This window comes from Agriterribacter sp., assembly GCF_035445465.1.
In the GTDB taxonomy this organism is placed as follows: Bacteria; Bacteroidota; Bacteroidia; order Chitinophagales; family Chitinophagaceae; genus Agriterribacter.
Genome location: NZ_DAOMQT010000001.1, coordinates 267,248 through 280,657 on the forward strand (window position 1 = coordinate 267,248; position 13,410 = coordinate 280,657).

The following is a 13,410-nucleotide window of genomic DNA, read 5'->3' on the forward strand; positions in this document are numbered from 1 at the left end:
GGATTATCAATCCTGTTCTATGAAAACAATAGCACCTTTATTGATTTTTTTCCTGGCATTTGTACTAAAGGATGCTCCTGCACAATCTTCGAGGTATATCATTGTTTTAAAAGATAAGAACAACAATCCTTATTCACTTCATAACCCTGCCGGCTATTTATCGGCCAAGTCTGTCGAAAGAAGAACAAGACAGCAGATTACCATTGACAGTTCAGACCTTCCGGTTAACCCGGCTTATCTCGACAGCATTTATAATGCCGGAACCGTGAGTATACTGAATGTTTCCAAATGGCTGAACCAGGTATTAATACAAACCACCGATCCGGCTGCATTACAAAATATAAACGGCTTTTCTTTTGTACACGCTGTTTCGGGTATTGCACCAAGGGTTTCGGGCAGGGAAAAGGATGAAGAAGATAAATTCAGCGAAATGATTTTTCCGGTAAAAAGGAGCCATATTGTACAGGGTGGCAACGATTACTATAGTTACGGTAATATGTATGCGCAGGTTAATATACACGAAGGAGCATTCTTACATAATAAGGGCTTCCGGGGTGAAGGCATGACCATTGCCATTTTAGACGCGGGCTTTTACCATTACGATACCAACCCCGCATTCGACAGCGTACGGCTGAATAACCAGGTATTGGGCACCTGGGATTTTGTTGCCAATAAAAGCAGCGTAACAGAGGAACATTCGCACGGAATGGTATGTTTTTCTACCATCGCCGCCAACCGCCCCGGGTTGTTGGTAGGCACGGCGCCCAAAGCAAATTTTTATTTATTCAGAACAGAAGATGTGGCTACGGAATACCCGGTGGAAGAACAGAACTGGGTGGCTGCGGCGGAAAGGGCCGATAGCCTCGGGGTTGACCTGATTACCTCTTCGCTGGGATACAATACGTTTACCAACCCCGCTTTAAACCATACGTACGCCGACATGAACGGGCACAGCACCATTATTACAAGAGGCGCGGAAATGGCGGTAAAAAAAGGAATATTCGTTACCAACAGCGCGGGTAATTCGGGCACCGATAGCTGGCATTATATTATAGCTCCGGCAGATGGTGAGCACGTGCTGGCTATTGGTGCAGTAAATGCCAACAAACAGGTAGCGGGATTTTCAAGTTACGGACCTGCTTATGATGGAAGAATAAAGCCCAATGTTGCTTCCGTGGGATGGGGAACCGTAATTGCCGGCACAGATGGTAATCCAGCAAGCGCCAGCGGTACTTCCGTTGCCAATCCCAACCTGGCAGGTTTGATCACCTGCCTGTGGCAGGCATTCCCGGAATTTACCAATGCTGTCATTTTTGATGCCGTGCAAAGAAGCGCCGATCAATACAACAACCCGGACGATCGCGTGGGCTATGGCATTCCCAATATGCGTATCGCATACGAAATATTAGACAGAAAAAGGCAATTGCAAAATGCCGAACGCATACTGAACAACGACTGGCTGAAAGCATACCCTGTTCCTTTCACCAGCAGTTTTACCCTATTGCTTAAACCAAAAGTAAATGGCAAAGCTTCTTTTTCTTTATACAATACCGCCGGTAAGAAAATACTTGCAAAAACAACGGATACACAAACCGGTGTGATTCAATTTATAGCATTCAACAACCTGGCCCACCTGCCGCAGGGCATTTACTGGCTCAGCTACTCCGATGGAGGAAACAAGCGCATCGTGCGGTTGATGAAGTAGCGGAGGTTACAGGGTTCAGGTTGCAAGGGGATTTCCCTACTAACAGCAGAATGAATACTCCTTCTTTGCTCATAGCTGATCTGACAGCTTCTTCGGATTTTTGCCTTTGAGATTTATTTGTTTTTTGTGATTTGGTTCTTGGCGCTTTTTCGGATTTCGGATTTTCTTCTTCGAATTTGATATTTATTTGGGCAAGGTTAACAGTGCAGCAAATAAAGTATCGGCCTTTTTATCATATCCTTTCAGCACTTCCATCTTCAATAACTGAAGCTTAAACTTTTCTTTTATTTCATTTACCATTGCTTCGTTTTCCTCTTTAAAAACCGAACAGGTAATATACAACAGGTGTCCGCCGGGTTTTATAAATGGAACAATATTAGTAAGGATCTTTTTTTGAAGCGTGGTATAATGCAATATATTTTCTTCCTTCCAAAAATACAGTTGCTCAGGCGTTCGTGCCCAGGTGCCGCTGCCGGAGCAGGGGGCATCGCAAATAATAAGATCAAAAAGTAAGTGGTGAAGGGTGAAGGATAAAGGGTGAATAGTGAGATCAATTACTTTGGCAGTGTACGATTTTATACCGGCAGCGGCAAAACGCTTTTCCAGGTTGACAAGCATGGATTTTCGTATATCCGATACCGTAAGCTCTATGTTTTTCAGTACATCCATTGCCAGTATGGATTTTCCGCCGCTGGCCGCACAGCAGTCCCACACCTTCAGCCTTTTATCTCCCCGCAACGGCTTCAGGAATTCAGCTACCTGCTGCGAGCTGTAATCCTGTATCACGGCTTCTTTACCGGTTTCAATTACCGCATCTAATTTGGTATTGTTTTGAAGCGCAATGCAATATTCATTCATGAACCGGTACGGTATATTAGCAGCATCTAATTTTTGCTGTACTGCTGTCTTATAACCGGCACGGATACGGATAAACAGATCGGGTTGCATAAAAAAAGAATGGCAAAAGAGGGAATGATCTATTCCTTCACTCAACGCTGCTTTCCAGGGAAAAACAGGGAGCGGTGAGTAATGAGGGGTGAATGGTGAAGGGTGAATGGTGAATGATGGGCTACTGGTGCCATTAAGGTTTTTATGTAATATCTCATATTTCTCTTCTATAGAAAGATGCACCTTTTCATTCCATTCCGGGCTTAACTGCTGCAGCATTTCATTTGGCTGCGAACTGCATAAAAATAACCCTGCTAATATATACCCCTGTAAAGTATCGCTGCCCGCGGGAATATTGGCCGGGAACATTTTTCCCGTACGATAATAACAATAGCACAGATGGCTGATCTGCTTCCTGTCTTTTGACCCGTATTTTTTACCGGCTGCAAAAAAAGATCCCAGGAATACGGCCAGTGGCTCACCGCCGGTATAGCGCCTGACAATTTCAACGGAAGTGTTGACATAAGAATGATACCTGCTCACCCTGCAAAAATGAATAATTAAATGCGAAAGAGAAGGTTATTGATAAAAATAGGCGTAATTCATCTTTTCCTGCGTTACGGGATTATGGTACACACCCTTTACAGGCTTATTCAGATCATTGTATTCGTAGCTCATATTCCAGGAATTATCCGGCTCCGTAACATCGCTGATACCCGTGAGGCAATGGGGCGAGTTAAATCCATCCATGATAAATCCGTTTAAAAGTGATTCATCACCAAAGTTCATAGGTGAAAGTTTATCATTGTATTGAAAACTGATAGCCTGAGGCGGGTTCAGCACACCATAATCGGCAAACTGGATCGTCATCAGCGAAATATTTTCCTTTGCATCATAGGTGTAGCCGGTAACCTGCTCATCGGCGTACACATTGCTATTGGACGCTTTCCTGAGCACTTTAACCTGTGCTATGCGTTCTTTGTTGTTATATGTGTAAATAATACTGTCTCTTACCCCGGCACTGTTTGAAAAAGTTCGGATACCATGCGTGTATTGTCCGCTTCCGGTAAAATGCAGGTTCAGCGTTGCAGTTTCCTTCAGCAGGAGGTTGCCGTCCTTATCATAAATATCCTCAATTTGAACCAAACGTTCTATAACGCCTTTACTGTTTCGAGAGTAAACAATTTCCTGCTCTATATAAGGTTCGTCCACTTCCCCTTCGAGCTTGCTTTTTATATTGGCCAGCTTTTTATTATTGTCGTACGTCAGCGTAATTACACCGGTATACATAGCATCAGCAGGCTGCATCGTTACTTTTACCAGCAGCGGGCCTTTGTTGTCAGTGTCGGCCCTCTTTTTTTCAAAAGATGCTTCTTTGCTGCAGGAAATAAAGAAAAGGATGCCGGTCAGCAGTACCAGTAGTGATTTAGGGTTCATATAAGGAAGCAGGTTTACAGTTTTATAATTCCAGCAATGTTTTTACGGGATCTTTGCCTAATAGCAGCAATTCCGGACTCTCCAGCAGTTCTTTTACACGTACCAGGAAGCTCACCGACTCTCTCCCGTCAATAATGCGATGGTCGTAGCTCAGTGCAACATACATCATGGGCTTTATAACCACCTGCCCGTTTATAACCATGGCGCGCTCCTGTATTTTATGCATACCCAGTATGGCCGCCTGCGGCAAATTGATAATAGGAGTGCTCATTAATGAACCAAATACACCCCCGTTGGTAATGGTAAAGGTTCCGCCCTGCAGCTCTTCCATGCTTAACTTATTGTCGCGGGCCTTATTAGCCAGCTCTATCACTTTTTTTTCTATATCGGCCATACTCAGGCTTTCAACATTTCGTATAACCGGAACGGTTAGTCCGCGCGGCGTGCTCACAGCAATGCTGATATCCGCGTAATCATGGTATACCAGCTCATCACCGTCTAAATTGGCGTTTACGGCCGGCCATTCAGACAATGCGATAGCACATGCCTTCGCAAAAAAGCTCATAAAGCCCAAACCTACCCCATGCGTTTCCTTAAATTTATCCTTATATGCTTTCCTGGCCTCCATAATGCGGGTCATATCCACTTCATTAAAAGTGGTAAGCATAGCAGTCGTGTTCTTTGATTCCACCAGCCGCCTGCTGATCGTTTTACGCAGGTTGGTCATTTTTTGCGTGCGTACGTTACGGGTAAACAGCTCCTGACCATCGAAAGCTTTTTTGCCCGGATTGGCCAAAGCGGCCAGCACATCGCCTTTTACGATTCTGCCGGCAGTTCCGCTGGCGGTTATGGTTGCAGGATCAATTTTTTTATCGGCTATAATAGCAGCCGCCACGGGGGTGGCTTTTACATCCGAAGCATGCGTTGCTGCAGGCTGAGCGGCAGGTTTTGCTTCCGCAACAGTAGTTTTTTGCGGGGCGGCCGCTTGTTCAGCGGGTACGGCAATATCTGTATCAATAACAGCTATAACATCCCCTATTTTAATGGTATCGCCTTCTTTTACCGATGTAGCCAGTTGGCCCGCTTCTTCCGCATTGAGCTCAAAAGTAGCTTTTTCGCTTTCCAACTCCGCAATCACTTCATCACGTCTAACCAGATCGCCATTGCTTTTCGCCCACTTCAATAAAGTAACCTCACTTATAGATTCGCCCACAACAGGCACTTTCACTTCTATTTTTCCCTTGCCCGCAGCTTTGGCTTCTTCAACCGGTTTTGAAGCTGCAGGTGCCCCTTTCTCTTCCGGTTTTTCATTTGCTGAAGGAGCAACAACTGCTGTATCCGCCGGTTTAGCAGCCTGTTCGTCTATTGTAGCCAGCACCGACCCGATCGTAATGGTATCGCCCTCTTTGGCCTCGGTTTTTAATATCCCCGCTTTTTCAGCATTCACCTCAAATGTAGCCTTTTCACTTTCCAGCTCCGCAATCACTTCATCTCTCTCTACATACGCGCCATCGGGCTTTACCCATTTTAATAAAGTAACTTCGCTTATAGATTCTCCTACTGCCGGAACCTTGATGTCAATCATGTTTTTTCAGTTTATGCTGATTTATCCTTGGTATAAAGTTAAATGGAAAATGCCGTTTCAATAATTTCTCCCTGTTCCTGTGCATGTATTTTGCTGAAACCGGTGGCGGGAGAGGCACTGCTTTCCCTGCTGATCACACCATAATTCATTTCAGGCAGGCCCAATTGCCGCAAACCGGTATTAAGATTCATTTGCAGGAAAGAAGCGGCGCCCATATTCAGCGGCTCTTCCTGCACCCAGTACCATATTGCTTTATTATACCTGCCATACAGGGCGGATAATTGTTTGAAAGGCAGGGGATATAGCTGCTCTACCCTTACCAGCGCCACATCTTTCCTGTTGTCTTTTTGTTGTTTTGCGGCAAGGTCAAAATATATTTTACCTGAACAAAAAATAACTTTTTTTACTCCTGCGGCATTGTCCGTAAACGGATCATCAATTACTTCCCTGAACCTTCCGCTGGTAAATTCCTCAACAGATGAATAACTGCCTGTATGACGCAGGTTGGCTTTAGGCGAAAAATTGATCAATGGTTTCCGGAAAGGCCATGCCACCTGCCTGCGCAATGCATGGAAGAAGTTTGAAGCGATTGTAACATTGGTAACCACCATATTCAATTCAGCGCACATTTGTAAAAACCTTTCCATCCTGCCGGAACTATGCTCCGGCCCCTGCCCCTCGTACCCGTGGGGTAACAGCATGGTTATCCCATTCATCCTGTTCCATTTTTCCTCGCCCGATGAAATGAACTGATCAATCATGGGTTGCGCCACATTACAAAAATCGCCAAACTGCGCTTCCCATACTACAAGCGCATTAGGGTTTGCCAGTCCGAAGCCATACTCAAACCCCAGTACCCCATATTCACTTAAAAAAGAATTGAATATCCTGTATTTTCCTTTGGCCCCGGGTATGGCGCTAAGCCGGTTGTAAGGCTGATCTGTTTTTTCATCCTGCAAAACGGCATGACGGTGTGAGAAGGTACCCCTGCAAATGTCCTGTCCGCTCATACGCACATCTTTACCATCAAGCAAAATACTGCCATAAGCCAGCAGCTCACCTGTAGCCCAGTCTAATTTTTTCTCATTATCAAACAGCTTTATTTTTTCATGGATGATCTTTTCCACTTTGCGAAGCGGGGTAAAATTTTCCGGCCACTTCATCATCGCATTAAAAATGGTGGTAAAATTTTCACCACTGATAGCGGTAACCGGCGACTGTTCAAAATCCTCATCTGTAGCTTTCCTTAACTGCTTCCACCACTTGTCTGGCTGCTGATAAGTATAAGGCAATGGATTTTGTTTCACTTCATCCAGGCGATCCTGCAAATCATCCCAGAACTTTTTTTCCATACCCTTCGCCAGCTCCTGCGCTTCCGGCTCCCCGTGTTCCAGCAGGTATTTCACATACACTTCCCTGGGGTTGGGATGCTTGTCAATTAAGGCATACAGGGTAGGCTGGGTAAATTTAGGGTCATCGCCTTCATTATGCCCGTGCTTACGATAGCACACCATGTCTATAAATACATCCGATTGAAATGCTTTACGATAACGGGCCGCTATTTCGGCGCACTTTACCACTGCCTCGGGATCATCGCCATTTACATGCAATACAGGCGCCTGTACCATAGCTGCGAGCGAAGTACAATAATCCGAGCTGCGTGCATCGTCAAAGTCGGTGGTAAATCCTATCTGGTTGTTAATTACAAAATGAATAGTGCCCCCGGTATAATATCCTTCCAGCTTACACATCTGTAAAACCTCGTATACGATACCCTGTCCTGCAATAGATGCATCGCCATGAATAAGGATCGGCAATACTTTTTCATATTCTTCCTCATGTAAAATATTAGCTCTTCCCCTTGCAAACCCCACCACCACGGGGTCTACGGCTTCCAAGTGTGAGGGATTGGGCATAAGCTTCAGGTACATCGGCCTGCCGCCGGGTGTTTTTACTTCACTCCCAAATCCAAGATGGTATTTCACATCGCCACTACCCATGGTTTGGTCAACCTTACCCGTTCCTTCAAACTCGCTAAAGATCTGCTCGTAGGTTTTACCCATTATATTCGCCAAAACGTTCAGGCGGCCGCGGTGCGCCATTCCTATCACTACTTCCTGCACGTCAAATTCAGCGGCCTTATTAATAATGGCATCTAATGCCGGGATAGTTGTTTCGCCACCTTCTAACGAAAATCTTTTTTGCCCTATATATTTCGTGTGAAGGAATTTCTCAAACATCACGGCCTGGTTGATCTTCTCTAATATCCTTTCTTTTTGCTTGAGGGAAAACGGCTGAATAAAGTTTCTTTCCATTTCAGTGGTCAGCCAGTCTACTTTTTTCTGATCGCTGATGTACTTGAATTCTATACCCACATGGCCTGCATAGCAGGCCTGCAAATGTTCTAATATTTTTCGTAAAGTAGTAGTGCCCAGGCCGATAAGATTACCCGCGAAAAAGCTCTTATCCATATCCTCTTCGCTAAATCCAAAAAAACCCAGGCTAAGATTAGCGCCCCTGTCTTTACGTTTACGTATAGGATTGGTGTTGGCAATAAGATGTCCTTTATTCCGGTAGCCGAGAATAAGCCGGTAAGCGCCTAATTCCTTTTTCCAGTCTACACCATCGGTTGTAGTATAAGGTGCAGAAAGCTTATCTGCCACTGCATAAGCGGCGTTCCCGTTTGCCGCGTCCTTACTATTGGCAATGGCAAAATCGAATCCTTCAAAAAATTTTTTAAAATCCGGATCTACACTCTCCGGGTCTTTTACGAAATTATTATATAAATTTTCTATGTATGCGGGATCTGAACTGGTTATGTACGAAAAATCCTTCATGAGGCTATCTTTTGAGAACAGGTACAAACCTACGTGATTTTGGTGATATCAGCGCTTAAACAACGATCAAAAGCAGGTAGTTATACGCTTATCCTGCAATTTTAAGGTTTGACATAATACCGTCTCATTTTCCTTCATTCTCTATGGTTTCAAAAAATGGAAATAGAGCAAAAACAGGCTGCTAAATTGCCGTTTTGCTATATAAAATTTGGATTTGATTGTATATCCGCCTACCTTTGCCGTCCAAAATTTTTTAAAAATGGCTAATCATAAAGCTACGAAAAAGGATATGCGCCAGGCCGCAAAACGCAGGGACAGGAACCGGTACAATGGCAAAACCACCCGTAATGCTATACGCGACCTAAAGGTGATCACCGATAAAAAGGAAGCAAAAGAAGCAATCCCCTCAGTAGAAGGCATGATAGATAAGCTGGCTAAACGTGGCATTATACATAAAAATAAAGCTGCCAATCTTAAAAGTAAATTGGCCAAAAGGGTAAATGCGATGGCATAAGCCTTAACTGGTTTGAACATATAGTTGAATTGCATTCTGTAAAAGGAATGCAATTTTTTTTGCGTATCGCTGAGGGCTGTGGAAACGTATCTTGCAGGGAAATTACGGACTTGAAAAAAAATTTATACTTTATTTTATTCATATCCTGCTTTATTGTTATTCAAAGCAAAGCCCAGGATATATTTAAAGGCTATGCGCATCTTTTTACCCCACCCCTTCATTACACAGCATATCAAATTAAAGACAGCTTACGTATTGATGGAAAGATGAACGAGCCTGCCTGGGGAAAAGCGCCGTGGTCGGCTTATTTTTTGGATATTGAAGGAGATGCAAAACCACGTCCCGCCCACGCTACCCGTTTTAAAATGCTATGGAATACCACCCATTTGTATATCGCAGCCGAAATGGAAGAGCCACATATATGGGCAACCCTTACGCAGCACGACCAGATCATATACCATGATAATGATTTTGAAATATTTATTGACCCCGATGATGATACACACGATTATTTTGAAATAGAAGTGAATGCCCTCAATACCATCTTCGACCTTTTTCTTTCACGGCCCTACCGCAACGGGGGACATTTATCTACTGCCTGGAATGCCGGCGGACTACAATCTGCAGTATATATTAACGGAACGCTTAACAACCCGGGTGATACAGACAAAAAATGGACGGTTGAAATGGCTATACCCTTTGGTGCTTTACAAAAAGACAATGCCGCTCCTGAAGTGAAAGCAGGCGACCGGTGGCGCATCAATTTTTCAAGAGTGCAATGGGATACCGAGATCGTTGATGGAAAATATAAGAAAAAAATAAACCCTGCTACAGGCAAGCCCTTTCCGGAGCACAATTGGGTGTGGTCGCCGCAGGGTGTAATTAATATGCATTATCCCGAACGATGGGGCTATCTGTGGTTTGCCGCAGAAGATGCTAAAAAAGAAAAAGAAGCATATGGTTTACCCCCATCGGAAGATGCTAAAAAATATCTCTGGCTAATCTACTACAAGCAAAAGCAATACAGGCAAAGCCATGGTAAGTATGCAGACAACCTTTCACAGCTTCAGTTGCCCTCCGTAATTACCGTTAAACCCGGAAATGAATGTACCTTGCAATTAACGGCGGTGGAAAAGCAATTTACCGCCACCGTTACCTGCGATGCCGGCAGGGAGGGCTGGCAAATTGATCAAAACGGCAGGCTCACGCACATAAGATAACGATCATGAATAAACGAAAATTCATCAAGTCAGCGCTGGTTGCAGGTGCAGCCACCCTGTCGCTGCCCATACAGCCTTATGCCGCCGGAACACAGGCAGCAGGCAGGCGCAAAGTAAAACGCAAACACTGGGTATGGATCAACCCCAACCCGGCAGACAGGGAAGAAGACCTCCAGCAACAATATGCCGCATACTATGACGCGGGCATAAGGGGCATTTTTTTTGAAGCAGACAGCGAAAAACATTACCGCACCGCTAAAAGTAAAAAATTAGAAGCACACCGGTGGATGTGGATCATGAACAGGGGAGAAAAAGAATTGTTGCAGGCCCACCCGGAATGGTATGCCAAAAACAGGAATGGAGATTCCTGCGCTGATAAACCTCCCTACGTAAATTATTACCGCTGGCTTTGCCCGTCGAGGGAAGAAGTGAGAACCTACATAGAAGAGCAGGTAAACAACACGCTGGCAAAAGACTATGTGGATGGCATTCATTTGGATTATATCCGCTATTGCGATGTGATACTGCCCGTTAACCTGTGGAGCAAATACGGCATTGAACAAAACAGGGAGTTACCGGAATACGACTTTTGTTATTGCAATGTATGCCGGAATAATTTCAGTGCATTGCATGGCATGGATCCGCTGGATATACAATATCCTGACCAAAGTCTTTCGTGGCGAAAATTCAGGTACGATAATATAACGGCTGTGGTTAACCGGTTATCTGCCGTTGCCCATACCCATAAAAAAAAGATTACCGCAGCGGTTTTCCCCACACCGGAAGTTGCCAAACGTATTGTGCGGCAGGATTGGCTGAACTGGAACTTGGATGGCATTTGCCCCATGATATACCATGGCTTTTACAGGGAAAAAGTGAGCTGGATCGGCGATGCCGTAGCAGAAGGGGTTAGCGGGCTTCACGGCCGCTTTCCGCTGTATGCCGGGTTATTCCTGCCCGACTTTGAAAATGAAGAAGAACTAAAGCAGGGCATTCAGCATGCATTAGCCAATGGCGCTGACGGTATTTCCTTTTTTGGAAGGGTGGATGAAAAAGTACTGGCGCTGCTTAAAAGCATCCCGGCATAATATATACAACAAGAGTTATCCGGCCTTATTATACTCACTTCTTTTCTAAAGGACGATAACCCTTGTGCGTGCGGCTTTACAGGCATTATGGCTGGGGAGCTTCCGGGGCATCTTTTACCATTACGGGCCAAACGCCGGGCGCGGGAAAGCTAACGCCTTTATTAGATCCCCGCTGCATATCATCGGCGCCAAAATAATAAAGCGGCCAGCCCTTATAGGTAAGCTGATTCCTACCAAATACATCTATCGCCGTAAACAATGTTTTATCCAGTATAGAAGGAACAACCACCTGGTCTGTTTCGTAAACAGGCCACACCGCGTTATTGGAAAAGTCGGCCCGGGTAAATTTATTTACATTAAAACTATCTATGGAAAATCCATATAATGTAACGCCGTGCGGATCGGAAAAATAGAGGGTATTGCCGGTGCCTTCCGTATAATCGCTTTTGTATGTTTTACCGTCATGGCCTGTGAGTTGCGCGTTTACCAGCATAATGCTATAATCGGGCTTGGCTACAAACCATATATTGTTAAAGGCTTCTCCTTTTGTTTCACCCACCGCCTCACGTTCATTATAACCGCCTTCTACCGGAGCGTAATAGTATAAGGGCCAGCTTTTATACGTGGTTTGTTTTCCCGAAGGAGTGGTGATACTGGAAAAATCTGCAATATCAAGTCCCGTTCCCAGGCTGGCCTGTGTAAGATTGTCGCCGGCATAATACATCGGCCAAAGCGCAGCGCAACCGCCTGCACAATGCGATTGCCCGTCAAAATCATTAGAAAAATAATAGAGGGTATAGCCTAAAGTATCCGCAAGATAGCTGCCTAAAGCAGCGCTGGAAGCAAGCTGGATGGTTGGCTTTTTTTCTGCGGGCGGCGCAGGTTCATTATCCTTACTGCAGGAAACAGATAATAGCGTACATGCAATCAAAATCATGCCGGCATTGCGCACCCGCTTCATAACAAAAAGGTTAGAAGCCCGTTTTGTGTACAACATATACAAATCAGGTTTTAAAAATGAAAGGATGGCTTATCGTTCCAATAAGGAGTAGCGCTGAATAGTATACACTTCGTAGTTAAAGGATTAAAGGTTGCCTGCTGAAGAAAATAAAATACCGCCGGGTTAACCCGTCTATGTTTCACCGGTTCTTTTTCCTTCGCATTTTATCTTCTCATTTTACATATTTTTACAACATGAAGATTTGCCTGCTTTCATTGCTGATTTTATCGTTTTACTATGGTCATGCCCAGGATACCATAGCATGCTATTTTGATGAACAACTTGCCCTTACCGGCAAAAAGCAAAGTGTGTACCCTGGGAAAATGACAGCACATGAGCATGGCTGGGAAGCATTTGCGATGTACAGCAACGGCAATGTGCTGATGCATGGCTTTTTTGCAGACAAAAAATTAAAGATCAAACAAGGTTTATACAGCATTTACTATTCAAACGGAAACCGCAGGGCGCTAACGTATTTTAATAATAATACGGCAGACAGTGTTTTTATGAGCTGGCATATAAACGGGCAAATGAGCGACTCGGGTATTATACAACAACAGTTCCGCACAGGCGTATGGAAAACATGGTATGCAAACGGCAATCCTGAATCCGAAGGCGTGTACATTAACAGCGAGCCTGATGGTGAATGGCGCTGGTATCATCCTAATGGCAAACCGGCAACCATAGAGGTATACAGCCATAACAAATTACAGGATCTTACCTGCTACGATACTACAGGTAATGTTACCGGGAGTAATTGCAGGATAGAAAAAAAGCCCTGCCCCCAAAACGCCTACGACTTTGAAGCATTCATCATAGAAAATTTACTATACCCTAAAGATGCTTTAAAGAAAAGTATTGAAGGAGAGGTGGCTTTTGAATTTCTTATTACCCGGGAAGGAAAGCTTACCAATATTAATTTTACCAACGAAGCCAATACATTATTGCAGGAGGAAGTGGTGAGGCTGCTAAAGTCGGTTAAGGAATGGGAGCCCGCTGTTTCGCATAACCGCAATATAGACTATCTCTACAGCTATACCGTTCCTTTTTATTTACCGGATTAGGAAATGATTTGAGATTTAAAATCATTGCTGTCCGGTAAAAATAGAATAATTCTTTTTTCAAACGGCTGGTTG

At 44.4% G+C, this 13,410-nt stretch carries 10 protein-coding genes; 5 read left to right on the forward strand and 5 right to left on the reverse strand.

Annotated elements, in window-relative coordinates; all coding sequences use genetic code 11:
- Nucleotides 1–19: 19 nt before the first annotated feature.
- On the forward strand, nucleotides 20–1,705 hold the full coding sequence (locus tag PLE34_RS01105; RefSeq protein WP_324553257.1) for a S8 family serine peptidase: 1,686 nt from the start codon (nucleotides 20–22) through the stop codon (nucleotides 1,703–1,705).
- 183 nt (nucleotides 1,706–1,888) lie between these two features.
- On the opposite strand, the gene PLE34_RS01110 is transcribed toward PLE34_RS01105, so the two are convergent.
- The 4 genes from PLE34_RS01110 to PLE34_RS01125 are packed head-to-tail and all read right to left on the reverse strand — an operon-like array spanning nucleotide 1,889 to nucleotide 8,452.
- Complete coding sequence (locus PLE34_RS01110) at nucleotides 1,889–3,136, reverse strand: RsmB/NOP family class I SAM-dependent RNA methyltransferase (RefSeq protein WP_324553259.1); 1,248 nt, start codon at nucleotides 3,134–3,136, stop codon at nucleotides 1,889–1,891.
- Between the two features lie 36 nt (nucleotides 3,137–3,172).
- A complete protein-coding gene (locus PLE34_RS01115) occupies nucleotides 3,173–4,030 on the reverse strand; it encodes a hypothetical protein (protein ID WP_324553263.1) in 858 nt (285 codons plus the stop codon).
- Between the two features lie 22 nt (nucleotides 4,031–4,052).
- On the reverse strand, nucleotides 4,053–5,615 hold the full coding sequence (gene odhB / locus PLE34_RS01120) for a 2-oxoglutarate dehydrogenase complex dihydrolipoyllysine-residue succinyltransferase (RefSeq protein WP_324553265.1): 1,563 nt from the start codon (nucleotides 5,613–5,615) through the stop codon (nucleotides 4,053–4,055).
- Between the two features lie 38 nt (nucleotides 5,616–5,653).
- Nucleotides 5,654–8,452, reverse strand: coding sequence for a 2-oxoglutarate dehydrogenase E1 component (locus PLE34_RS01125; RefSeq protein ID WP_324553268.1), 2,799 nt, complete (start codon nucleotides 8,450–8,452; stop codon nucleotides 5,654–5,656).
- A 259-nt stretch (nucleotides 8,453–8,711) separates the two neighbouring features.
- Between PLE34_RS01125 and rpsT the strand changes: the two genes are divergently transcribed.
- From rpsT to PLE34_RS01140, 3 genes are all read left to right on the forward strand, one after another.
- On the forward strand, nucleotides 8,712–8,966 hold the full coding sequence (gene rpsT, locus PLE34_RS01130) for a 30S ribosomal protein S20 (RefSeq protein ID WP_324553271.1): 255 nt from the start codon (nucleotides 8,712–8,714) through the stop codon (nucleotides 8,964–8,966).
- A gap of 110 nt (nucleotides 8,967–9,076) precedes the next feature.
- Nucleotides 9,077–10,186 carry a carbohydrate-binding family 9-like protein gene (locus tag PLE34_RS01135; RefSeq protein ID WP_324553274.1) on the forward strand — a complete coding sequence of 370 codons (1,110 nt, stop codon included), beginning with the start codon at nucleotides 9,077–9,079 and terminating at the stop codon, nucleotides 10,184–10,186.
- 5 nt (nucleotides 10,187–10,191) lie between these two features.
- Nucleotides 10,192–11,274, forward strand: a complete 1,083-nt coding sequence (locus PLE34_RS01140) for a family 10 glycosylhydrolase (protein ID WP_324553277.1) — start codon at nucleotides 10,192–10,194, stop codon at nucleotides 11,272–11,274.
- An 85-nt stretch (nucleotides 11,275–11,359) separates the two neighbouring features.
- On the opposite strand, the gene PLE34_RS01145 is transcribed toward PLE34_RS01140, so the two are convergent.
- On the reverse strand, nucleotides 11,360–12,271 hold the full coding sequence (locus tag PLE34_RS01145; protein ID WP_324553280.1) for a COG4315 family predicted lipoprotein: 912 nt from the start codon (nucleotides 12,269–12,271) through the stop codon (nucleotides 11,360–11,362).
- A 197-nt stretch (nucleotides 12,272–12,468) separates the two neighbouring features.
- On the opposite strand from PLE34_RS01145, the gene PLE34_RS01150 reads away from it, so the two are divergent.
- Nucleotides 12,469–13,338, forward strand: coding sequence for an energy transducer TonB (locus tag PLE34_RS01150; RefSeq protein ID WP_324553283.1), 870 nt, complete (start codon nucleotides 12,469–12,471; stop codon nucleotides 13,336–13,338).
- Nucleotides 13,339–13,410: the final 72 nt, after the last annotated feature.